The organism is Candidatus Allofournierella merdavium (assembly GCF_944382735.1).
GTDB lineage: Bacteria > Bacillota > Clostridia > Oscillospirales > Ruminococcaceae > Allofournierella_A > Allofournierella_A merdavium.
In genome coordinates this window covers 1-24431 of sequence record NZ_CALWND010000010.1, presented here as the reverse complement: position 1 = coordinate 24431, position 24431 = coordinate 1, and the positions used below count along the sequence as shown (strand labels likewise).

Annotated in this window: 22 protein-coding genes; all 22 read left to right on the top strand. The window is 51.5% G+C overall.

Annotated elements, in window-relative coordinates:
* Positions 1-8 precede the first annotated feature (8 nt).
* The 22 genes from ACH2A7_RS09490 to ACH2A7_RS09385 all read left to right on the top strand — a co-directional run bounded on the left by ACH2A7_RS09490 (position 9) and on the right by ACH2A7_RS09385 (position 24180).
* On the top strand, positions 9-1112 hold the full coding sequence (locus ACH2A7_RS09490) for a glycosyltransferase family 1 protein (RefSeq protein ID WP_394961623.1): 1104 nt from the start codon (positions 9-11) through the stop codon (positions 1110-1112).
* A 91-nt stretch (positions 1113-1203) separates the two neighbouring features.
* The gene (locus tag ACH2A7_RS09485) at positions 1204-2325 is read left to right on the top strand and encodes a glycosyltransferase family 4 protein (RefSeq protein WP_394961622.1); all 1122 of its coding nucleotides are present in this window, start codon (positions 1204-1206) and stop codon (positions 2323-2325) included.
* Positions 2326-2410: 85 nt separating this feature from the next.
* Positions 2411-3481 (top strand): mannose-1-phosphate guanylyltransferase, encoded by a 1071-nt coding sequence (locus ACH2A7_RS09480; protein ID WP_394961620.1) that lies wholly within the window; start codon positions 2411-2413, stop codon positions 3479-3481.
* Positions 3482-3506: 25 nt separating this feature from the next.
* Positions 3507-4541 carry a GDP-mannose 4,6-dehydratase gene (gene gmd, locus ACH2A7_RS09475; protein ID WP_394961618.1) on the top strand — a complete coding sequence of 345 codons (1035 nt, stop codon included), beginning with the start codon at positions 3507-3509 and terminating at the stop codon, positions 4539-4541.
* 23 nt (positions 4542-4564) lie between these two features.
* Positions 4565-5578, top strand: coding sequence for a GDP-mannose 4,6-dehydratase (locus ACH2A7_RS09470; RefSeq protein ID WP_394961616.1), 1014 nt, complete (start codon positions 4565-4567; stop codon positions 5576-5578).
* Positions 5579-5581: 3 nt separating this feature from the next.
* On the top strand, positions 5582-6223 hold the full coding sequence (locus ACH2A7_RS09465; protein ID WP_394961614.1) for an acetyltransferase: 642 nt from the start codon (positions 5582-5584) through the stop codon (positions 6221-6223).
* 10 nt (positions 6224-6233) lie between these two features.
* Positions 6234-7346 (top strand): DegT/DnrJ/EryC1/StrS family aminotransferase, encoded by a 1113-nt coding sequence (locus ACH2A7_RS09460; protein ID WP_394961612.1) that lies wholly within the window; start codon positions 6234-6236, stop codon positions 7344-7346.
* Positions 7347-7356: 10 nt separating this feature from the next.
* The gene (locus tag ACH2A7_RS09455) at positions 7357-8142 is read left to right on the top strand and encodes an ABC transporter permease (protein WP_394961610.1); all 786 of its coding nucleotides are present in this window, start codon (positions 7357-7359) and stop codon (positions 8140-8142) included.
* A gap of 12 nt (positions 8143-8154) precedes the next feature.
* A complete protein-coding gene (locus ACH2A7_RS09450; protein ID WP_394961608.1) occupies positions 8155-8910 on the top strand; it encodes an ABC transporter ATP-binding protein in 756 nt (251 codons plus the stop codon).
* A gap of 1 nt (position 8911) precedes the next feature.
* A complete protein-coding gene (locus ACH2A7_RS09445; RefSeq protein ID WP_394961607.1) occupies positions 8912-11251 on the top strand; it encodes a hypothetical protein in 2340 nt (779 codons plus the stop codon).
* A 3-nt stretch (positions 11252-11254) separates the two neighbouring features.
* Positions 11255-12889, top strand: coding sequence for a glycosyltransferase (locus tag ACH2A7_RS09440; RefSeq protein WP_394961606.1), 1635 nt, complete (start codon positions 11255-11257; stop codon positions 12887-12889).
* Positions 12882-13448 carry a hypothetical protein gene (locus tag ACH2A7_RS09435; RefSeq protein ID WP_394961605.1) on the top strand — a complete coding sequence of 189 codons (567 nt, stop codon included), beginning with the start codon at positions 12882-12884 and terminating at the stop codon, positions 13446-13448. Before ACH2A7_RS09440 ends, ACH2A7_RS09435 begins: the two co-directional genes overlap by 8 nt.
* Positions 13449-13512: 64 nt before the next feature.
* Positions 13513-16230: a YfhO family protein gene (locus tag ACH2A7_RS09430; protein ID WP_394961603.1), complete on the top strand. Its 2718-nt coding sequence runs from the start codon at positions 13513-13515 to the stop codon at positions 16228-16230.
* A 1-nt stretch (position 16231) separates the two neighbouring features.
* Complete coding sequence (rfbF, locus tag ACH2A7_RS09425; protein ID WP_394961602.1) at positions 16232-17014, top strand: glucose-1-phosphate cytidylyltransferase; 783 nt, start codon at positions 16232-16234, stop codon at positions 17012-17014.
* Between the two features lies 1 nt (position 17015).
* Positions 17016-18086, top strand: coding sequence for a CDP-glucose 4,6-dehydratase (rfbG, locus tag ACH2A7_RS09420; protein ID WP_394961600.1), 1071 nt, complete (start codon positions 17016-17018; stop codon positions 18084-18086).
* A gap of 25 nt (positions 18087-18111) precedes the next feature.
* Entirely contained in the window at positions 18112-19065 is a 954-nt protein-coding gene (locus tag ACH2A7_RS09415; RefSeq protein WP_394961598.1) for a sulfotransferase family protein, read from the top strand.
* 61 nt (positions 19066-19126) lie between these two features.
* Positions 19127-19978, top strand: a complete 852-nt coding sequence (locus tag ACH2A7_RS09410; RefSeq protein ID WP_394961596.1) for a phosphotransferase family protein — start codon at positions 19127-19129, stop codon at positions 19976-19978.
* Position 19979: 1 nt separating this feature from the next.
* Positions 19980-20789 carry a transketolase gene (locus ACH2A7_RS09405; RefSeq protein ID WP_394961595.1) on the top strand — a complete coding sequence of 270 codons (810 nt, stop codon included), beginning with the start codon at positions 19980-19982 and terminating at the stop codon, positions 20787-20789.
* A complete protein-coding gene (locus tag ACH2A7_RS09400) occupies positions 20786-21709 on the top strand; it encodes a transketolase family protein (protein ID WP_394961594.1) in 924 nt (307 codons plus the stop codon). Before ACH2A7_RS09405 ends, ACH2A7_RS09400 begins: the two co-directional genes overlap by 4 nt.
* Complete coding sequence (locus ACH2A7_RS09395) at positions 21706-22605, top strand: NAD-dependent epimerase/dehydratase family protein (RefSeq protein WP_394961593.1); 900 nt, start codon at positions 21706-21708, stop codon at positions 22603-22605. The genes ACH2A7_RS09400 and ACH2A7_RS09395 overlap by 4 nt, the downstream gene beginning before the upstream one ends.
* 101 nt (positions 22606-22706) lie before the next feature.
* The gene (locus ACH2A7_RS09390; RefSeq protein WP_394961591.1) at positions 22707-23684 is read left to right on the top strand and encodes a glycosyltransferase family 2 protein; all 978 of its coding nucleotides are present in this window, start codon (positions 22707-22709) and stop codon (positions 23682-23684) included.
* Positions 23638-24180 carry a GtrA family protein gene (locus ACH2A7_RS09385; RefSeq protein ID WP_394961590.1) on the top strand — a complete coding sequence of 181 codons (543 nt, stop codon included), beginning with the start codon at positions 23638-23640 and terminating at the stop codon, positions 24178-24180. Before ACH2A7_RS09390 ends, ACH2A7_RS09385 begins: the two co-directional genes overlap by 47 nt.
* The last annotated feature ends 251 nt before the right edge of the window (positions 24181-24431 follow it).

The following is a 24431-nucleotide window of genomic DNA, read 5'->3' as shown; positions in this document are numbered from 1 at the left end:
AGTCGTTTATGGAAGGACCGATGCGCGTGGCGCAGGTGTTGAACCGCATGGAGAGCGGGGGCATCGAGGCGGTGGTGATGAACTATTACCGCCACATCGACCGGGAGAAGGTGCAGTTCGACTTTTATTTTTTCGAGGGCAGCGCCCTGCCCCAGCGGGAAGAGCTGGAGCGGCTGGGGGCGGGGCTCTATCCCATCCCCGCTTACAGCCGTCCGCTGGCCTATCACCGGGCGCTGTACCGTGCGTTCAAGGCCGCCGGCTACGCCGTCGTGCACGCCCATCTGTCCACTATGTCGGTGTTTGCCCTCTTCGCCGCCTGGCGCGCCGGGGTGCCGGTGCGGATCTGCCACAACCACTCCACCGCCCATTGGGGCGAGGGGAAAAAGACCCTGCTGAAATACCTTCTGCGCCCCTTCAACAAGCTGTTTGCCACCGAGTATTTTGCCTGCGGCGAAAAAGCCGGCCGCTGGATGTACGGCAGGCGCAGCTTCGAGGACGGAAAGGTGTATGTAATGCCCAATGCCATCGATGTGGGGCGGTTTGCGTACGATCCGGCCGCCCGCAGCCGCTTGCGCGGGGAGCTGGCCATCCCGGAGGCCGCCTTTGTGGTGGGCCATGTGGGCCGCTTTGTCTACCCCAAGAACCATGGCTTTCTGTTGCGGGTGTTTCAGCAAACGGCAGCGCTGCGCCAGGATGCCTGGCTGCTTCTGGTGGGCGATGGTGAGCGGATGGAGCAGGTCAGGGCGCAGGCGGAGGAGATGGGCCTTGGGGACCGGGTCTGCTTTACCGGCGCCCGCCCCGACGCGGCGATGCTGTATTCTGCCATGGATGTGTTCTGCCTGCCCAGCTTTTACGAGGGGGTGCCCGTCGTGGCTGTGGAGGCCCAGGCGAACGGGCTTCCCTGCGTACTCTCCGACCGCGTAACGGCCGAGGTGCTCCTGTCACCCAACTCCCTGCGGCTCCCCCTGGGGGATGCCGGGCAGTGGGCAAAGACACTGTCCGGGCTGCGGCGCAGGCAGGGGGCGCTGCCGCAGGCTGACCGGTTCGATGCCGCGGTGCAGGCGCAAAAACTCGAGCGGTTCTATCAAAAAGCCTGCAATTGTCCGCAATAGTTGCCTTTTGTCGATTTACTCGCAGGCGGTAATATGCTATAATCTTATGACTGAAATCCCGGCCGAATCGGCTTTTGAAGGAGATGAAGCAGTGAAATCAGTCACTGTCAACGCGCTGCAATTCAAAAAAAACAGTTCGGGGATCGGGGTCATGATCCGGGAACTGTTTTCCCGCTATACCATGCTGACAGCCCGCCACTGCCGGGTGATCCTTTCGGGCGACAGCCCGGAGTTCCCGGCTTCGCCCGGCACGGAACTGGTACGGATCCCTTGGACGTATCGTCAAAACGTCCGCCGCATCCTGTTTCAGACCTTTGCGCTGGGACGCAGATACGGAAAGGACAGCATCCTGCTGACCACCGACTCCAAAGCCCCCTTTCTGCTGCCCCGCAGCTGCACGCTGGTGCCGCTGATCACCGATCTCGCGGTGTTCCGCATGCCGGAGGTCTACCAGCGCTCCCGCACTGTGTGGTGGCGGCTGCAGTACCGCTATCTGTGCCGCAGGGCGGATTTTTTTCTGTCGATCTCCGAGTTCACAAAAAGTGAGATGACAAAGCTGCTGGGCATCCCGCCGGAAAAGATCCATGTGGTGCCCTGCGCCGGGCCGGAATCCCTGGCGCCGGTGGAGGATCCGGAGCAGCTGCGCTGCCTGCGGGAGAAATACCGGCTGCCTGACCGGTACCTGCTGTTCGTGGGCAACGCAAATCCACGCAAAAACCTGATGCGCATGATCCGCGCCTTTGACCTGGCGGCAGAGCGGGTCGGTGCCGATCATCACCTTGTGGTGGCTGGCGGGCAGGGCTGGAAATTCTCGGAGGATGAGGTCCTGCGGGAAATTCGGCATCGGGACCAGATCCATTTCATAGGCTTTGTGGAGGATGAGGATATGCCCGCGCTCTACTCCGCCGCGGAAGTGTTTTTGTTCCCGACCCTATACGAAGGCTTTGGAATTCCCGTCATCGAGGCTCAAATGTGCGGAACGCCTGTTCTGACAAGCAACTGCTCCTCCCTGCCGGAAGTTGCGGGCGATGCCGCCGTGTATGCGGACCCCCGCAACGAAGAATCCATCTGCGAAGGGCTTGTGCGTTTGTTGGAAGATCCTCAGCTCGCTGCGAAACTGAGACAAAAGGGCTTTGAAAACGCCAGACGGTTTTCCTGGCAGTGCTCGGCGGAACTGCTGGAAAAGATCCTGCAAAGGGAAGTCGGGCAATGAGCCCGCTGCCCGCCGGAGTGAAAAACGATCCACAGGCCGCCCGCTGCGCGGGCAGCCCTGTGCGCGGAAAGGATACATGGATATTATGAAAAAAGTAGCTCTCATCATGGCCGGAGGCAAGGGAGAACGTTTTTGGCCGAGAAGCAGGCAGAGCATGCCCAAACAGTTTTTGTCCCTGACCGATGACGACCGCACAATGATCCAGCTGACGGTCGACCGCATTCTGCCGCTGGTGGCAATGGAAGATATCTTTGTCGTGACTAACGAAAGCTATGAGGCTTTGGTGCGTGAACAGCTTCCGGAGCTGCCGCCTGCCAATATCCTGTGCGAGCCCGCCGGCAGAAACACAGCGCCCTGCATTGGCTGGGGTGCCTGCTGCGTGGCGGAAAAATACGGCGACGCGGTGATGATGGTGCTGCCCTCCGACCAGATGGTGCAGTGCGTGGACGATTTCCGCAAGGTCATGGCACGGGCCTGCGATGTCGCCGAGCAGGGGGAAAACCTTGTAACGCTGGGCATCAAACCCGACTGCCCGGAAACAGGATACGGATATATAAAATTCTGCCCGCAAAGCACCGATGACGCCTGCTGCCGCGTGGAGAGATTTGTGGAGAAGCCCGACCTGGAGACCGCGCGGCAATATGTGGCTTCCGGCCAGTATCTCTGGAACAGCGGGATGTTTATCTGGAAGGCGTCCACGATCCTTGCCAACATCTGCAAATACCTGCCGGAGATCGTTCCCGGCCTGCAAAAGATCCGCTCGGCCATGGGAACGCCTGAGCAGCATGAGGTCCTGAACCGGGAATTCCTCGCGTTCCCGTCGCAGTCCATCGATTACGGCGTTATGGAAAAGGCCGAAAACATCTACACCATCGGATGCTCGATCGGATGGGACGACGTCGGCTCCTGGCTGGCCGTGGGAAGGATCCAGGACAGCGATCAGCAGGGCAATGTGGTGGCCGGCAACGCGGTGCTGGTGGATGCGAGGAACTGCGTTGTACAGAGTGAAAACAAGCTGGTTGCCGTGGTCGGCGTCGAGGATCTGATCGTGGTAAATACAGACGACGCCCTGCTGGTATGCAAGGCGGACAGCGCGGGAAAAATAAAAAAAGTACTGGAAACTTTGAAACTTTCCGATCGCACTGAATATCTATAAAAGTAAGGACAAGGAGAGCATGAAAATGAAACGAGCTTTGATCACGGGAATCACCGGCCAGGACGGTTCGTACCTGGCGGAACTGCTGCTGGAAAAGGGCTATGAGGTGCATGGCATCACCCGCCGCGCCTCTCTGCCCAATACCCAGCGCATCGAGCATCTGCTGGGCAAAATCACGCTGCACGACGGGGACCTGAGCGATTCCAGCAGCATCATCCGCATCCTGAACATTGTCCGCCCCGATGAGGTGTACAATCTGGCGGCGCAGAGCCATGTGCAGGTCAGCTTCGACGTGCCCGAGTATTCCGGCGACGTGGACGCGCTGGGCGTTCTGCGCATCCTGGAGGCCATCCGCATCCTCGGCATGGAAAAGACCTGCCGGTTCTACCAGGCATCCACTTCGGAGCTGTTCGGCAAGGTAGAAGAGGTCCCGCAAAAGGAGACCACTCCGTTCCATCCGTACAGCCCGTATGCCGTGGCAAAGCAGTATGGTTTCTGGATCGTCAAGGAGTACCGGGAAGCGTATGGGATGTTCGCGGTCAACGGCATCCTGTTCAACCACGAGTCGGAGCGGCGCGGCGAGAACTTCGTCACCCGAAAGATCACGCTGGCGGCCGGGCGCATCGCCTGCGGCCTGCAGGATAAGCTGCAGCTGGGCAACCTGGACAGCAAGCGCGACTGGGGCTACGCAAAGGACTACGTCCAGTGCATGTGGCTGATGCTGCAGCACGATGTGCCGGAAGACTTTGTGATCGCCACCGGCGTGCAGCACACCGTGCGGGAATTCACTACCTTGGCGTTTGCCCACGACGGCATCGAACTGGAGTGGCAGGGCAGCGGTATGGAGGAAAAAGGCATCGACAAAGCTACCGGCAAGGTTCTGGTGGAAGTCAATCCCGCCTGGTTCCGGCCCACCGACGTGGATAATCTGTGGGGCGATCCCTCGAAAGCCAAGCGGGAACTTGGATGGGATCCGCAGGCCACCAGCTACGAAGAGCTCTGCGCGATCATGGCGGAGCATGACCTGCAGCTGGCGAAAAAGGAAGCGGGCCGGGCGTAACACGGGCGATAGGAGTTGCCACAATGAAAACTGCGGTGATTTTTGGAAGCGACGGGCAGGATGGGTATTATCTGGTGCGGCACCTGTTGGAACAGGAGTATCAGGTCTATGGCGTCATGCGAAAGAAAACAAGGTACCAGCAGGACAACGACCTGCTCGCAAACCCCAGGTATCATCAGCTGTATGCGGATCTGATGGATCTGACAAGTCTGATCAATGCGATCGGCCAGGCCAAGCCGGAGGAAATTTATAACCTGGCCGGCCTGTCGGAAATCCCGATCTCATGGATCCAGCCCTCGCTCACGGCCGAGGTCAACGCGATCGGCGTCACACGCCTGCTGGAAGCGGTCCGGGTGCTGGACCCGAACATCCGTCTCTTCCAGGCATCTTCCAGCGAGATGTTCGGCGACAATCCCAACAACCCGCTGAACGAAGACAGCAGTTTCTGCCCGCGCAACCCTTACGGCACCGCAAAGGTGTTCGCGCACTGGACGGTAAGCAATTATCGGGCGCATTACGGGCTGTATGCCTGTTCCGGGATCCTGTTCAACCATGAGTCTCCGCGCCGGTCTCCTGAATTCGTCACGCGAAAGATCGCCAAGGCTGCGGCGGAATTAAAGCTGGGCCGTCAGGACGCGCTGGAACTGGGCGATCTGTACGCGGTGCGCGACTGGGGCCACGCGGCGGATTATGTGCGGGCGATGTGGATGCTGCTGCAGCAGCCGAAGCCGGATGATTATGTGGTGGCCACCGGTGTTGGACATACGGTGAAGGAATTTGCACAAACCGCCTTCCAGGCAGCGGGGATCACGCTGGCATGGGAAGGCGAGGGAATGGATGAGACCGCGAGGGACGCCGCCACAGGCCGGCTGATGATCCGGGTCAATCCAAAGCTGTGCAGGAACGTCAAGGACGACCGGATCGTGGGCGATCCCGCCAAGATAACAAAAACCATTGGTTTTAAGCCCACATATACGTTTGAAGAGATGGTGGCGGAGATCGTGAACAAGGATTTGGAAAGACTACTGGAGAGATAAACGATGAACGAAGTGGTTGTGGCAGGCGCCGGCGCTCACTGCAAGGTGGTGCTGGACATTCTCCTGGGCAGCACGGACTACAAGGTGATGGGACTGATCGACAGCGATCAGGAAAAACGCATTTTCGATATCCCCGTGATCGGCACCGACAAAGACCTTGAGCGATTGTATCGGCAGGGCGCACGCTACGGATTCGTGGCGATCGGGAGCAATGCGGTGCGCCGAAAGGTGCAGGAAAAGATGGAGGCGATCGGCTACGAGATCATCTCTCTGGTGAGCCGGCACGCCGTGATCTCCGGGTACGCCCAAATCGGAGCGGGCACGGTGGTCATGCCGGGCGCTGTGGTCAATGCGGGCGCAAAGATCGGCAAAGGCTGCATCATCAATACGAACTGTTCGGTGGACCATGACTGCCGGGTCGGGGATTTTTGCCACATCGCGCCGGGATGCGCGGTCTCGGGCAGCACACACATTGGGCAGAATGTGTTTTTGGGCACCGGCACACGGGTCATTGACTACATAACCATCGGGGAAAACACGATGGTGGGCGCGGGCGCCACGGTGATCTCCGATCTTCCGTCCGACTGTCTGGCGGTGGGCACGCCCGCCGTGGTCAAACGATCAAACAAGGAAAATAAAAAGTGAGGGAATAAAAATGGAGCGGATTACGATTGCGACCCCGATTTTGAACGGCAATGAGAAAAAGTATGTGGATGAGTGCATCGACACAGGCTGGATCTCCGCGAATGGCCGCTTTATCTCGGAATTTGAAAAGAAATTCGCGGAGTTCTGCGGCACCAAATATGCGCTTGCCTGCTGCAACGGCACCGTGACCCTTCACCTGGCATTGCTGGCACTGGGCGTGGGGCCGGGGGATGAGGTGATCATGCCCACCCTGACCTATATCGCCACGGCGAACGCGGTGACTTACTGCGGCGCCACGCCTGTGTTCGTGGACAGCGAACCGGATACCTGGAATCTGGATGCGGACAAGCTGGAGGAAAAGATCACCTCCAAGACCAAGGTGATCATCCCGGTGCACCTGTATGGTTTGCCCTGCAATATGGACAAGATCATGTCCATCGCGCGCAAACACAACCTCGCTGTGGTCGAGGACGCGGCCGAAGCCCACGGCGCCGCCTGGAACGGGAAGGTCGTCGGCTCCATGGGGGACATTGGTTCCTTCAGCTTCTTCGGCAACAAGATCATCACCAGCGGCGAAGGCGGAATGCTGACCACCAACGACGAAAAACTGTATGAGCGCATGAAGCTTCTGCGCTCGCAGGGCGTGGATCCCCACAAGCGCTACTGGCATACCACGGTGGCCTACAACTACCGCATGACCAACCTGCAGGCGGCGGTGGGCCTGGCCCAGCTGGAGAACGTGCAGTGGCACCTGGCACAGCGCAAGAGGGTGGCCGCGCTGTATGAAAAATACCTCCCCATGCTGGGCGACCTGGTGTCCACCCAGGCTGTCCCTGCACAGGCGAATCATGTGTATTGGATGAACTCCGTTATCCTGTCCGAATCGGTGAAACTGAGCCGCGACGAGGTGATGGCACAGATGGAGGCGCACAACATTGAGATGCGCCCGCTGTTCTACCCCATGCACATCATGCCCCCTTACAAGGACGACTCTGTCCACGCTCCGGTGGCGGAGAGCGTTTCCTCCCGGGGCATCAACCTGCCCTCCCACGGCAAGCTGACCGAGGAACAGGTGCGCTACATCGTGGAGAGCCTGAAAGAAATCCTGGAACAGGAAGCGTAAGGAGAATATCTTGAAACGGTACATCGAGAGACTGTATGAGTCCCGCTATTTCTGGACCCATCTGGCACGCATTGAGCTGAAAAACAAGTTCCGCAGGTCCAAACTGGGGATCCTCTGGACGTTTGTGAATCCCCTGTGTCTGACGGCGATTATGTCGGTGGTGTTTGCCACGGCGTTCAAAACGGATATCGCATCCTACGCTCCCTATGTGCTTTCTGGTATTCTATGCTGGGATGTGTTTTCCAATTCCCTGATCGCAGGAAGTTATTCGATCGTGGCCAACGATGCCTATATCCGACAGTTCAATCATCCGGTCACGATCTACACGCTGAAAAGTGCGATCGTGTACACCATTTCGTTTTTGATCGCCCTCATCGCGCTGGTGCTGTGGATTTTGGTCATCGCTCCGTTGAATCTTCTGGTGGCGGTCTTCTCGCTCCCCCTCACGCTGCTGATTTATTTTATATTCGCGTGGGCCGGCACAACGATCTCCGCGTTTATTGGCACCAAATACCGCGACTATCCCCAGCTGGCACCGCTGATCTTGCAAACGCTCTGGTACGTCTCCCCCGTGTTTTTTCAGAAGGAGATGTTTGAAACAGTCCCGCTTTTGGCAACGTGGTTTCAGCTGAACCCGATCACCCATATGCTGCAGCTGGTGCGGGCCCCTTTCCTGGATGGGATCCTTCCCACATTGCAGGATTACCTGTTCTGCTTTGTGTTTGTGGGCGTGTTCGTTTTGGCGGCCTACAAGATCAACAAAAAGCAGGCCAGAGACATTATCTTCTACATTTGAGGAACTGAGAGTATGGCAGAGTGCGAGATCCTTATGGAACATGTGGATATGTCCTATCCGTCCAATGTTTACAATGCGCGGTCCATCAAGCAGGATTTCTTTTCGTGGTTGAAGAGAGAAAAAACGACGGCGCTTTTGAAAGATGTGCACGCGCTGAACGATTTCAACCTTCTGGCGACGGACGGCGACCGGATCGGGGTGATCGGCCACAATGGTGCCGGCAAAAGCACGCTTCTTAAAACGATCGCGGGCGTCTATCCCATTGAAAAAGGCAACATCAAGGTGGTCGGCAAGATACGAGCGCTGTTTGATATCAGCCTTGGATTCGATCTGGAATCCACCGGACGGGAAAATATCCTTTACCGCGGGCTGTTATTGGGGGCTACGCCGGAAGAGATCGCAGAAAAACAGGACGAGATCATTCGCTTCACCGATATCGGAGAATTCATTGATTATCCGATCAAGGCGTATTCCACCGGTATGGCTGTCCGTCTGGCCTTCGCAGTGTCCACCTGCCTTTCCGGTGAGATACTGCTGTTGGATGAGATCGTTGGTGCTGGTGACGCCTCCTTTCAAAAGAGGGCGAAGAAACGCATTATGGAACTGATGGACGAGGCCAAGATCATGGTCTTTGTAACGCATGACCTTGACATGATGCGTGAAGTGTGCAATCGATGCATTGTTATGAATAATGGGCGCGTAGTGTTCGACGGCAAGCCCGATGACGCGTTATACGCATATTCGCAACATACAGACAGGGGAAATTGACATGAAGAAACGGATTCTGTGGCTGCTGAATCACACCACATTGAGGGAATTCGAGGTTCCCATGCTGATCGAAATGGGGTATGAGGTTTTTACCCCGAAGATCTATCAATATTCATTTGGTGATCTCAGCGCTTCTGTCACTTGGGAGTATGATTCTTCTTTGTCGATCCCCCAGGAGGATCTGGCATATCTCAATGAATGTGATATGTATGCGGAGCGGTTGCCGGCAAGAGCCATCGAGATCATGAACCGATATTTCGATATGGCGATCTTCGGCGCGTTTGTTCCGCAGATCAAAATGCTGGTGAGGACGTTTAAAGGGTTGATGGTCTTGCAGGCTTTCGGCTTGGATGCGACCACTGATTATACCAGGCTTTTCGGTGGGCAAAGCGTTTCGCTGCTTGAGGACATCATCCGCTTGGGTGATCGGTTCTGGTTTGGCGCCACATATGAAAACCTTCCCGAAGTGGAGTGTGATTATTTTAAAAAACAGTATGTGTACCTGCCGATCGGCCTAAAGCACGATCGCGTGGATAAAATCTGGACCGGCGGGGACAAGCGCATCCTGTTTATTGGCCCGAAGATCAATACGAACTCCTACTACCGCAAGGTGTACCAGGATTTCAAACGGGATTTCGGGATGCTCCCCCATGTTATAGGTGGCGCCCAGATGATCCCGGTTCCTGATGACCCCGCGGTGATGGGGTTTTTGCCCAAGGAGCAGTACGAATACAATATGCGGCATCTGGCCGCGATGTATTATCATTCGAGGGAGCCTCGTCATCTGCACTATCACCCTTTGGAGGCAGTAGCCAACGGGATGCCGCTGGTATTTATGGCAGGGGGAATGCTGGATCGCATCGGCGGGAGCAATCTGCCCGGACGATGCAAGACGATCCCACAGGCACGGGCGATGCTTCGCAGGCTCTCGAATGGGGACATGAGGCTTGCCAAGCGTATCGTGGACAAGCAAGGCTGCCTTCTGGATACGTTTGGCCGGCAATTCTGCGAGATGCATTGGCGCAACGCATTTATGCATTTTCAAGAGTTGATCGAACGGAGGGCCTCCGTCCAAATGGCGACAAAGGCCTTTGAAGCCAAAATTGCAATTGTTCTGCCCATGGCTTACACCGGCGGTGTTTTGGATTTTGCGATCCGCCTGACGCTCGCGATACAAAAAGGGGCGGCAGATCAGGGCGATGCGGTGAAAATCGTACTTTATTATGTGGATACCCCGGTCTACGCCAAACATGATTATTTCAGGCGGGTGCGAAATGCTGGTATTCAAACGCAGCGCTTTCGCTGGAGCAAAAAGAATAAAATTTGGTTTGAGGCACTTGCTGCGATCAAGGGATACGATAGCCGAATCCTGCCGGGAGAGAGCTATGTGATGGAGGATGGCATACAGTCCCTTCAGAACTTTGATTACTGCATTTTTGCTTCGGACCGCTTGCCGTTGCCCTTTTTTTGCCCCACCAAGTATGCGATCGTTGTGCACGACGTGATCCAAAGGTATATTCCGGGCATGTTTGACCTCTCGTATGAAGCCCTTCGGCAGATCAACAACCGAAAGGCCAATAATGTCATCGTCACTACACCGTATATGCGTGAGGAAGCGACCACATATTGCGGGATCAACCCACAAAATGTGGTTGAAATACCCCCGGTATACGAAATGATACAACCGGACAAGCTTATTGACCTGGAAATCGAAGAGGACTATTTTGTTTGGCCCACAAATACTTCACTGCATAAAAATCACCGCAGAGCATTGGAGGCGCTGGAGTTATACTATGCGCGGGGAGGAAAACTGAAGTGTTTCGTGACCGGTGTCAACACAGAAAGGTTTGCGGCGCAGCATAAGGAAAACAGCGCAGATGACGGATGGAACGGCCGCGTTGACCATGATTTGTCGATGTATGAAAGAGAAATCGGAAAAATCATACAAACGAGTGAGAATTTGCGGAAGAACATCGTGATCAAGGGCGAGCAGGACAAAGAAGTTTATTTTCAGTATCTGAAAAAAGCAAAGTTTGTTTTCCATCCTGGCTTTGCAGACAATGGAAACGGTGCCTGCGTCGATGCGTTGCAGTTGGGGGTACCCACAGTCACTGCCCAGTACCCGCCGATGGAGTATATGAATGCGCGCTTGAACGCCTCAATGACGATGTTTGCCCCGCAAGACGCGGAAGATATTGCGGACCAGCTTTTGTATATGGAACAAAATGCTGGGAAGTTGGCAAAACAACTGCCGACATTCCAGGAGCTGAAAAAGTTTATGGCAGAAGGGCAGTATCCGCAAATCTATGCAAGAATTCGCTCGATGATCAGAGGATATTGAAACATGAAGATAGGAATCTTTTTGGCATATGGCCCGAGGACTAAAATGGGGCAGGAAGGGCTGGGCCGATATTTGGGAGGGCTTGTAAAGGGGTTTTCCGAAAAAGGCCAAGAGATCTTGATCGTAACCCCACGCTGGTCCTTGAATACGATCACCGAACTGTTCCGGGATTTTAACATCCGGGATGACGCGGTGAAGTTCGCGGTGCTGGAACGAACTCCGGTTTTTTGGGGGATATTGGACTTTTTCGGAGTCCTGCACAAGAAGGAAAAGCGCGTAAAACAATATCGTATCCTGCGGACAGGTGTAGACCTGGCGGAAAAAGGCGTTGGCTATATGGTCAGTCTCTCCAACGGGTTCTTGTTTGCCCTGATGTGTGTTCTGGCCGTTTTAGCGGCATGTCTCCTGTTGCCCTTTGCCCTTTTGGCTGCATTGCTATACGGGAGTGCGAAGCTGGCAAAGTTGTTGGTGAAAAAACAAAAGATCACACTAAAAAAAGTTTATCATAAGATCCAGTACATCACCCAGCGGATCTCTGGAAAAGGGATCGGGATGGACAGGTATGCTTATCAAAGACTGGTTGATGCAACAGTAGGAGCCCTGGTAAAGAAGGCAAATCGTCAGGATGTGGACGTGTGGTTCGTCCCGGCATTGTTCTGGCCTGGATCCAGCAAATTGCATCAAGTGCGGGTGATTACTGCCCCGGATCTGGTGACGGAAGAATTTCCCTATCTGTGTGCGGGCCAGCCGGGCTTTGTATCGTCGACCCAAACGTGCAGGGCGACGATTCAGGCAGGAGAGTACTTCGTCACATACTGTGAGTATCTGCGTGACACTTTATTGCATGACCATTACGGAAAAGAGCAGGTGCGTGTGATCGAACATCCCACCAATACATTGCTCTCCAGGATTCAGATCGATCCATCCATTGAAAAAAGGCTGAATGCCCAAATCAGTTTTACAGATGAGTTTGCCCGTGGAAAATTGGATACGCTTTGGCCGTACATGAAATACTGGAAGGAGTATTGGCAGGATCTGAGCGTAGGCTGTTCATTGGGAGAAATTAAATATATTTTCTATGCCAGCCAGGCGCGCCCTTACAAAAATATTCTGAATTTGTTGCGGGCGTACCGCAAACTCGTTACCGAGCGGTATATCCATGTGAAGCTTGTGCTCACCTGCGATTTGAAGATGGTTCCGGAGCTGTACGAATATATAGAACAGCATGGGATGCAGGCGGATGTGATCGCGTTTCAAGGCGTGGACGGCCAGGCGCTTGCGGCCTTGTATCACTGCGCGGAACTTGTGGTCAACCCCACGTTGTACGAGGGCGGTTTCCCCTTTACCTTTGGAGAAGGGATGTCTGTCGGTACTCCGTCGGTGATGAGCGATATCCCGCAGGTGCGCAGTGTGGTGCAAAAGTACGGGCTTGAAAACGTCATGCTGTTTGATCCGAACGACCCTGATGCAATAGCGGAAAAAATCGGGTTTGGTCTGGCTCACAAGGCGGAATTGTATCAGCAGGAACTGCCCATGTACCGAGACATGGAATCCCGCACGGAAGAGGTGGTGGCACAGGAGTATATTGAGGCGTTCCAGTGTTTTATCGATCATGCAAAGGAGCATGGGCATGGCTAAAAAAATGACTGCGACGGCGATAGCCTTGTTATTCCTGTGTGCTTGCTGTGTGGTGTTCGCCGGGGAACAGGTGTTCATTATAATAAAAAAAGCGGACTATACAACCGATGGAATGGACTTTGAGGTGGAACTCGCTTTTGCCGACAAGAGTTGGTATAATGATTCTATATTTCTTTCGTACCACATTCTAGACGAGCAAGGCACTATGCTGCGCTTTGAGAATGAGCGGTTCCCGGTTACCCTTCAGGGGAAAAAGACAAAACCAGTCGAGGTGCGTGTGGACTGCAGCCAGATTCCGGAACTGGAGGAAGTCAATGAGGCGTGGATTCAGTTTGACTTGGTAGATTCGGAGAATTTGTACTGGTTCCGCGACAAGGGAATGCTGAACGAGGAAAATGCTTCTGTCTTGTTTGAACGGTCCCGGATGGAACCGGGGCGGTCCGGAGGTCTTATGACAGCGCTTGATGTTCCAGCCGTCATTCTGAATACGGTCACATGGGCCGTTCTGCTTTATTTTCTTTGGAAGTTTCGGCCTAAATCCAAGAAAAACGCAAAATAAAACGGCATGTCTGATTTCCAAACAAAAAGACACCATGCAAACCCGACAATGAAGGGAGAAAGATATGAAAAACCCACAGGCGAAAAAAGACCTCCTGCTGACGATTCTGGTCGCGGTAGTGGGATTCAGTATTCCTTTTGTTTTGTATTGGAATGAATTGCTGGCCGGGAACACGTTTGTAAATGGTGATGGCCTTACGACAATCGTTCCGGATTTGCCATGGATGAAAAATGCCATAGTGGAAGGTGAGTTCCCCCTTTGGAATCCGTATCTGGCGGGGGGAACCCCTCGGGGCATCGTGGCGGGAGCGCCAGGGCTGTATCCATTCAACTGGCTGCTTGTCCTTGTCCCAGTTGGAGTCCAGTTATATGCTTTCTTTGCGCTCCATCTTGCCATGGGTGGCGCCTTTATGTTTCGATATTTGCGTTGCATTTCCTGCTCTCCGTTTGTGGCGACTATGGTAAGTACGATGTATCTCTTCACGGTGCACATGGGCGGTTATCGAAAAGAACATGAGATGCTGATTCTAGCAGCTTTGTATGTGCCGGTGATCCTGTATTTTGCCGAAGGATATTTACAACGGCGCAAACTCAAGTGGCTCTTTTTGTGCGCGGGCGCCATGGCGCTGCAGCTTTTGGGCGGGTTCCTGCAGTATGCGATTTACACGGATATTGCGGCGTTTTTTTATCTCCTGGCGGGAGCGATCCATCGCAAATTCGAGGTCAAGAAGATCCTCAAGCATGGTATCCTATGGGTCGCGGCATATTTTGGCATGGTAATGCTCATCATTCTCCCAACGGCACAGTTCATGTTGTATTTGGCAGGCGGATCCGGAGAAGCAATGGAGTTTGATACGTTCAAAAGCGTTTCCCTGCACCCGGTCAAATTGCTGATGGCCGTGATCCCGCAGCTTTTCGGAGCAGACGTGTGGTCTGGGCTGATAGAAAACAATTATTCGTCCGGAATGGACGCAGAACTGGTCCTTGGTGTGGCGGCGGTCGCCCTCCTGCTGGCGTCTTTCACGCTCTGGAAAAAGGACTTTCGAGTCCGTGTGATGACAGGCCTTCTGGCCGGCAGCCTGGTGTACGCGTGTATGGGCAATATTCCGTTTGTGGCACAAATCGTGTACAGGATCCCGGCTCTGAATATGTTCCGCGTGCCTTCGCGCGCATTGTTCATCGCTACCTTTTCCGCGCTGGTCCTGATAGGATGCGCAATGGAGAGATTTGGGGAAGATGCTGCATTTGCCCGGCGGATCAATTTGGCAAATGCTGTCGTCGCTGCCTTGGTGTTGGTCGTCGGGCTTCTCTATGCCTTGCAGGTGTTCCCCTGTGCAGAAGAACGGCTGGATATTCTGTCGGTATTCAAGGTCCCGGTGGCGTTGCTGCTCCTCTATCTCGCGGTTTTCTATGGATGTTGCTTTGCAAGAAAAAGGGGATCGCTGACTCAGCTGAGTGCTCGAAATATCGTTTCGGCTGGGGTAGCGGCGATCATGATCATTCAGGTCATGCCCTATTATAGCTTTGCCTATATTTCGAATGTGGAAGAAAACTGGGCGATTTCGGACGAATTCATTGAGCAGGTGGGTACCCATAAAGTTTGGAGTCCGGATGGTTCATGTACTGAACTCGTTAATAATTCCTCCATGACATACCCCGTCCAGGGATTGAATGCGTATACAAATTTGAATTTGGGTAATTTATACAAATATTGCACAAGTAGTCAGAGTGCCCCAATGAATGCGTCGGGCTTATACAATAAGTTCTCAGATACAGATATTATCTTGACACAGAAAAACGACCTATTGTCCATGTTAGGGGTCAAGTATGTGATGCTTTCGCCAGAAATGAACGCCGAACAGTATGTGGGTGTGAAGGTAACCGGAGTGGACAGGACCATTGTCAAGCAAAGTAAAGCAGAACTGATTCCGGCGGACACATATCAAATTGCGATTTTTGGGGTAGATATCGCGGGAGACAAATATCACCGGGTATCCTTTACGGTGGAGGCGCAGAAAGCTGGCGAGACACTCTATGCGGATCTAAGTTTTGGAACAGAGTACCATCCGGCTTATATGCACTACTTTATCACAGAGGACGGGGAACTCACCTGTACCGCACTGTTCCCACCTGTGGGTGAAGATGTCAGAGCAGTGAATTTTCGGATCGTGGCAGTCACACTTGAACCACTAAAAATTACGAATGTTTGTTTGGAAGAAGTATCGACGGAAGAACCACAGCAGTATCGCTTCGTTTCGCAGCAGGAGAAATATAATATTTATGAAAATCTATTCGCTAAAGATTTGTTCTATACGCCTGAAAATGTCATTTCCGTTCCAGAAACGGAAAGAGCAAAGCTTTATATAGAAACGCAGAATTATGATATCCTGCACACCAGCTATCTTTTCGAATCCGGGCTGGATAGGGATTACTCTGCAGCACAGGTGAAGATCAGTGATATTCGATTGAAGAATAACTCCGCAAGTGCACAAGTCGCCACTGACAGCGAGTGCTTCATTAATTTTTCGCAGACACACTATCCCGGGTGGAAGGCTTTCGTGGATGGCAAAGAAACGGAAGTGTATGAGGTGAATGGGCTCATTCAGGGGTGCTTCGTGCCGGAAGGCGAACATACGGTGGAATTTCGCTTTATTCCCACCGTGTTTTATGTAGGCGTGGCTCTGAGCGCTTTGACAATCATCATTTGTGTAGCTTGTGTATGCATGGAGAAACGCCGCAGGTCAACCACGAAAACAGCACCACAGATGGAAGTGGAGGGATAACATGAAAGTAGTCATTCTGGCCGGCGGCCTCGGCACGAGAATTACAGAAGAGAGCCAGTACAAACCCAAGCCCATGGTAGAGATTGGAGAATATCCGATCCTATGGCACATTATGAAACTGTATAGTCATTATGGCTATAATGAATTCATAATTTGTGCGGGTTATAAACAGCACATTATCAAGGAGTATTTTGCCGACTATTTTCTTCATACTTCTGATATCACCTTCGATTTCACCAGCGGAAAAAATGAGATGATCGTTCACAACCACACCACGGAGCCCTGGAAGGTCACGGTGGTGGATACCGGCTTGAATACCATGACCGGCGGACGGATCAAACGGGTGCAGCCGTATATTGGAAACGAGCCATTTATGATGACGTACGGAGATGGCGTGTGCGATGTGGATATCAGCAAGCTGGTCGAGTTCCATAAGCAGCACGGCAAGATCGCAACTCTTACCGCGGTGATACAGAAACAGCAAAAGGGCGTTCTGGATATCAGCGAATACGGGGCCGTGAAGAGCTTCCGCGAAAAGCAGAGCAACGATGGCAGTGCCATCAATGCTGGATTCATGGTGTTGCAGCCGGATATTTTTGATTATTTGGAAGGCGACGACACAGTATTTGAGACGCGCCCATTGGAGCGACTGGTGGATGAAGGGCAACTGATGAGCTACCGTCATACGGGATTCTGGCAGTGCATGGATACAGTCCGTGAGAAGAATCTCCTGGAAAATTTGTGGGCGTCCGGAAAAGCGCCCTGGAAGGTGTGGGAAAACTGATATGGTCGACATGAACTTTTACCGTGGCAAGCGGGTGTTTGTGACGGGACATACCGGGTTCAAAGGCTCTTGGCTGTGCCGGATCCTGCTGAATGCAGGTGCTCAGGTGACCGGCTATTCTCTGCCAGCTCCCACCGAGCCAAACCTGTTTTCTCTGGCGGGGCTGGAAGGGGAAATGACATCGGTCATTGGGGACATTCGCGACAGGGAAAAGCTGGGCAAAGCCTTTGATGCGGCACGCCCGGAAGTGGTGCTGCATCTGGCCGCACAGCCGATCGTGCGCACGAGCTACGAGGATCCGGTATTCACCTATGAGACAAACGTGATAGGAACGGTCAACCTCCTGGAATGCGTGCGCCTTGCACGGGGCCCCGTGCAGTCGGTGGTGAATATCACCACCGATAAGGTCTATCTGAACCGGGAGTGGTGCTGGGGATACCGGGAAGATGAGGCACTGGACGGATACGATCCCTATTCCAACTCCAAGTCCTGCTCGGAACTGGTAACGCACAGCTATGTAAACAGTTTCTTCAAGCAAAACGGCATCCCCGTATCTACGGCGCGGGCTGGCAACGTGATCGGCGGCGGTGACTTTGCACGTGACCGTATTATTCCGGATTGCGTTCGTGCAGCAGTGGAGAAACGCCCCATCGAGGTGCGTAATCCCCACTCGACAAGGCCTTATCAACACGTTCTGGAACCGCTGATAGCTTATTTGATGATCGCGCAGCGGCAGACGGAATCTCCAGAGTTTGCAGGCTGGTACAATGTGGGGCCAGACGACTGTGACTGCGTTACAACCGGGCAGTTGGTCGACATATTCTGCAAAGTATGGGGGCCAGAAGCTACATGGAAGAACCTGTCTGAAAAAAATGCACCCCATGAGGCGACTTTTCTAAAGTTGGACTGCACAAAATTAAAAACCATCTTCGGATGGAAGCCTCATTGGCATATACAAAAGGCAGTGGCCGAAACCATAAGCTGGTCGCTTGTGTGGAAAGAGGGGGGAAATGTTCAAAAAGAAATGGATCGGCAGATAGCGGAGTATCTTTTCTCTGCATCTAAAAAGTAACACTACAATAAAAGGAGAAGTGAAAATGAGCAATTTTAAATTTGTAATGATCTCGGCAGGCTTCGAGCATGGTGGAAACGTGACCCATCGTCACTTGGACGGACATCCTGATCTTCTGGTCTATCCGTTCGAGTCCCAATTGGGCAACAGGGACTTCACTGATTTCTTAGCTTCTGTTGAGCGTGTACAGTACCGATACCCGCAGTTTCCTGAGGGGCTGAAACCCGAGGAGCTTTATGAGCAGATCATGGACGAAGAGATGAAAACGTTTCTTCGTAAGCGGAATGGTTCCAAGTTTAAAGATGCGGATTTGCAGTTGGATGAAGAAGATCGCAAACGCGCATTCGTGTCCTATCTTGGCGAAAAGGACTATTATCGCCGAAAAGAGGTAATCGAGGCGTTCTTCAGAGCGACATTCGACGCCTGGAAGAATTATTATGTGAAACCCAAGGAAGGAATGACTTATGTTGGGTATTCTCCGGCGATCGGCATTGATGCGGAGCGGATGATCAAGGATTTTCCCAACATTAAAATCATGCACATTATTCGCAATCCGTTTTCGGCGTACCGCGATACGAAGCGGCGGCCTTTCCCGCAGCCGCTGAGCAAGTATTTGATCACCTGGAATATCTACCATTCGACCGTTGAAATGTATGCCAAAATGTATCCGGAAAATGTACGCATTTTCCGTTACGAGGACGAAGTGAACGATAAAGAGGCATTCATGCATTCTGTTGCGGAATTTATCGGCGTGGAATTCAATGAGTCGATGCTCTATCCTAGTTGGAATGGCAAGCGTATCGAGGCCAACATCGCCCCTTGGGGAACGGTTTTGCGCAGCACAGAAGAATATAACGCACAGATGGTCGAGGAACTGAGTGACGCTGAAAAGCATCAGATTGCATGTGGCACTGCTGCGCTGGCCCGCCACTTTGGTTATGACAAGATCCCGTATCTGGCGAAGTACTATGCTGAATAAACTGTTTTATTATCGGAACCAAGCTGCACTAGACAAGAATTCGAACACGGAAAGCATGACAGTGGAAGAAGCCAGTGAGCAGGTGCTCACTGGCCTCAACCACATTTTGCAGCAACGCGGATTGTATGGCGAAATCTCGCCTGTGTCAGGTGGTACTTTGGGAATAACATATCTGGTCCGTTGCAGCGCAGGAAAACTGTTGTTTGCCAAAACCCATATACCGGAAGAAGCGTATCGCCTTGCCTTAAAGCAAGAGTATTGGCTGTTCAAAACCGTTTATGGGCAGGATCTTTATTTGGAACTGATCGATGTCAATGATCAATCGTATATGTTTATGGATCTCTTAATGGCGCCGCAGCAAAAGATCCTCCCGGATGAAGTGCTTCAAATGACCAATATATTTGCGACAAGGACGTCAAAGCTTTCTATTACGTCCAATAACCTTGCCTATTCGATAGAGGACCTGTTAGAGAATGCGCAAAAAGAGAGCGATGTTTTGTATGCACATGGGTTGCTTTCTAAAGAACTAAAAGAGTATTCGCTGAAGGCACTTCATCGTTTCGAAAGGAAAATCCCGGATCTGCAGAGATGCATTTGCCATGGGGATCTGAGCGATAAAAACATCCTTGAAACGGACACAGGAAAACGCATTGCAATTGACTGGGAAGACGGATTCTGGGGAATTCCAGGCTATGATTATCTGTATTGGCTAACGTTTTTCAATCATCGCTGCTTTTGCGAGAGAGAGTATTTCTTAAAAGCAGGTTATTCACTGGAATTAACAACAGAAATTCTGCTGATGATTTTAATCTTAAAAAGCGCCATTTCTTTTTACAGCGGAAATTATCTTAAAAACTCGATGTCCATTGAAATGCGGATAGAAGAAATGCTAAATAAGCTTGGAGAAATTTAATATGAAAAGTGAAGAGCTGGCTTGGAAAATCAGGAGGCATGCCATTGACATGGTGCACGCCACCCATGCATCCCATATTGGCGCTATTCTGTCGGTCACAGATATTGTTGCGGTGTTGTATGCTGATATAATGAACGTGGATCCGAAGGATCCCAACAAAGCAGATCGAGACCGCTTTGTGTTAAGCAAGGGTCATGCAGGGGTGGCCGTGTATGCGGCCCTTGCGGAGATGGGATTTTTTCCCAAAGAGAATCTGGATCTTTATTATCGGGATGGAAGCTTGTATTCCGGGCATGTTTCTCATATCGGAGTCCCGGGCGTTGAATTTTCCACCGGCAGCCTGGGACATGGAGTTGCAGTCGCCTGTGGAATGGCGATGGCGGCAAAGAGGAGAAATGCATATTACCATGTGTACGCAGTGGTAGGTGATGGCGAGTGCAATGAGGGGGTGGTTTGGGAAACAGCCTTGGTCGCCAATCAGTACCAGTTGGATAACTTTACCGTGATTGTTGATCGCAATGGTATGCAGGCGATGGGAAACTGCGAAGAATTGATGCGCATGGAGCCTTTGAAAGAAAAATGGACAAGTTTTGGCTGGGACGTGATCGAAGTGGAAAATGGAAATGATCATGATCAGCTCAAAAAGGCGCTGAAAATGCCGATGACTCACTCTCCCAGATGCATTATTGCAAAAACAGTAAAGGGAAAAGGCGTTTCCTTTATGGAAAATCAATTGCTTTGGCATTACCGTGATCCGCAGGGTGAATATTATGATCGCGCGGTTTTGGAATTAGAGGAGCAGAAAAAATGAGAAACGCAGTCATTGATGAGATAACTTCTCTCGCACAGAGCAACGACAAAATCACAGTCATTACGGCTGATCTGGGATACAGTGTTTTAGAAGAATTTGCAGAAAAATACCCTGAACGCTTCTTTAATGTTGGGATTGCCGAACAGGCCATGACTTCTATGGCGGCGGGAATGGCCTTATCTGGCGAGATCGTTATCACCTATTCGATCGGGAATTTTGCAACGCTCCGCTGCATCGAACAAATCCGCAACGATGTGTGCTATCACAATGCCAATGTTAAAATCATCGCCGTCGGCGGTGGGGTAGCATATGGTCAGTTGGGTATGTCACACCATGCCACAGAGGATATCGCGATGATGCGTGCACTGCCGGATATGACAGTTCTGGTTCCGGCGGATCCGCAAGAAGCTCTGGCTGTTGCCAGATTTGCAATTGAGCACGATGGACCATGCTATATCCGCCTTGCCCGCAGAGGCGAGCCCGTTTTGTACGTGAAAGAAGAAAATTTTGACATTACCAAACTCCAAACGATTTTGCCTGGAAAGCAGGTGGCTGTATTTTGCTGCGGGCCAATCGCGAGCGAGGTGAAAAGCGCCTGTGAAGCGTTAAAAAATCAGGGAATCGACGCCGGAGCCTACAGTGTACCTTGTGTTTCCCCTTTGGACGAAGAGAGTGTTCGTAAAATCGCCGCAGAGGCGGATTGCGTTTTTACTGTGGAGGAACATCAGGTCAGGGGCGGCCTGGGAGGCGCAGTGGCAGAGGCAATCTGTGATATCCCAGGTGCTGTACTGAAATGTCTGGGAATCCCAAATGAGTTCCCTCACATTGTCGGCAGCCATGACTATCTGTGCGATTACTACGGCCTGAGTGCGAAAAAACTTGAAAAGACAATTCTGGATATGTTGGAGATAGTCAGATGAAAGCTGTAATTACGGGTGCGAACAGTTTTATTGGCCAGTGCCTTTCCCAAAAACTGCGAATAAGCGGGTGGGAAGTTATCCATGTGGTGCGCACCCCAGGTAAACTAACAGATAATGTGAAACAGGTATGTTTACCAATGGAGGAGTATAATCGCTTGGGCGATGAAGTGGGAGCTTGCGACTGTTTTGTTTCGCTCGCTTGGAATGGAACAAGAGGGGCTTCCAGAATGGAGCGGGGCAGGCAGCAGTCGAATGTGAAATACTCGGTGGCCGGGCTGAAATCCGTGTTAAAAGTGGGATGCGGTCGTGTGGTAACGGCCGGATCACAAGCGGAATACGGCCCTCACACCGAGGTGATCCGCGAAACGAGTGAGTGTCACCCCAACACAGAATACGGAAAAGCCAAACTGGAATATTATGCGCAGGTGAAGGCAATGTGCTCTGATTTGGGGGTCCAATACAAAGAGCCCCGGTTCTTCAGCCTGTATGGCCCGAATGATTATCCTGGTACGATGATTATGAGCATATTGGGTGATATGATTGCGAACAGGCCGTGCAAACTTACAGCTGGTGTGCAGATGTGGGATTTTTTGTATATTGACGATGCGATCGAGGCTCTTTCACGACTGTGCACTTTGGATTGTCCGGATGGTGTATACAATTTCGGCAGTGGAGATGCGCGTCCGCTCAAAAAATATGTGCTGGAGATGGCAGATATCACCCACACGAAAAGCGAATTGCAGTTTGGCGTGGTACCCTATCCTAAAACAGGAATGGTTTCAATATGGCCGGATGTTTCTAAACTCATAAACGAGCTGGATTGGCAACCGAGAGTTTCATTCAAGCAGGGAATCCAAACCATCTTAGCGCAGTTGACAAACAACATTCTGGGTTGATAACCGAAAGCGCTGAAGGTGAAAGAGAATAGAAGTTGCACTGTTGTACCATGGAAGCAACTTTTGGAAAGGTTTTAACAAATAGACGGACGGTGAATTGAATGAAAAAGATCTCAATTGTAATTCCATGCTATAATGAGCAGGACAATGTGCAGCCGATTTGTGCTGCTGTGTGTGATGTCCTAAAAGAATCACTGCCGAAATATGATTATGAGATTTTGTTAATCGACAACAAGTCAAAGGACAATACTCGCGCGCGTATTCGCGAGTTGTGCAGTGAGAACACACACATCAAAGCCATATTCAATATTAAAAATTTTGGACAATTTAATAGTCCCTATTATGCGCTGTGTCAGGCATCTGGGGATTGCGTGGTTCTATTGTGTGCCGATTTTCAGGATCCCGTGGAATTGATACCGTCTATGGTCCAAAAGTGGGAAGAAGGGGCGAAAGTTATATGCATGATTAAAAAAAGCAGCAAAGAGAATGCGCTCATTTATTTTGCTCGTAGTGTTTACTATAAAATGATAAAAGCAATGAGCGAGATTAACCAGATAGAACATTTTACAGGCTTCGGGCTGTATGACAAAAGCTTTATTGAGCTTTTGCGAACCCTAAAGGACCCGACACCATTTCTCCGCGGTATCGTGGCAGAGTATGCACCGGATCATGTGGAAATCCCCTATGAACAACAAAAGCGAAAAGCGGGGAAGACAAAAAATAATTTCTTTTCTTTATTTGATGCTGCAATGCTGAGCTTTACGAGTTATACAAAAGGCGGGCTCCGCCTGGCCACTTTTTCGGGATTTTTTATTTCGGGAATCAGTTTTGCAGTTGCCATGGTTTATCTTGTGTTAAAACTTGTATTCTGGAACCGTTTTATTGCTGGCAATGCTCCCATATTGATTGGTGTGTTTTTCCTGGGAGGCATTCAACTGTTTTTTATTGGCCTGCTTGGAGAGTACATAATGAGTATGAACACACGAATTATCAATCGTCCGCTGGTTGTTGAGGAAAAACGATTGAATTTCGATGATTCAGGAAACAAAAAGTCTACGGAAAAATCAAGTGATGAATAGAACTGGACAAATGGAAAAATGGTTTAACTCTTTTTGTATAGGAATGTTGCAATTGATCCATCAAGAAAACAATACGCGGCTTGCGGAATCAATGGTGGAATTTGTCAAATTTGGAATTATTGGAGTAAGCAATACGGCGATATCATACTTTTTAAACGTGATAGTTCTGAAATTACTCCAACCGCGACATGTACCTTGGGATTTTATCGCGGCGAACATAGTGGCCTTTTTTCTGAGTGTCATGTGGTCTTTTTACTGGAACTCGAAATTTGTATTTAAAACAAAAAATACTTCCATACAGGATATTCTTGCGAAGTTGTTGCGCACCTACATCGCCTACGGGTTCACCGGCATTGTATTAAATAACATTTTGTCTTGGTTGTGGATAGAGATCGCAGGGATATCCAAATATATCGCACCGCTTATTAATCTTATCATCAGTGTCCCATTAAACTTTATTATCAATAAGTTTTGGGCGTTTAAAAAGAAGATATAGCAGTTCAAAAGCAGAAAGCACTTTTTCATCAAAGCGCGCCTGTTTTTGTACAAAAACACACCGGCATAGGCTTGCGCCTATGCCGGTAATGAGTTCTAGGGTAGTGTCAAGGATTTTTCGCAAATTGGTTTGCAGTCTCGGGGATGAATGAAGTCAGCCGGCAATGGAGGCATCCTCAACGGCAGCCTCCAGGTGCTTCATATTCATATACTTCTTGTTACCCCACTGGGTACCGGCCACATGGCGCAGCC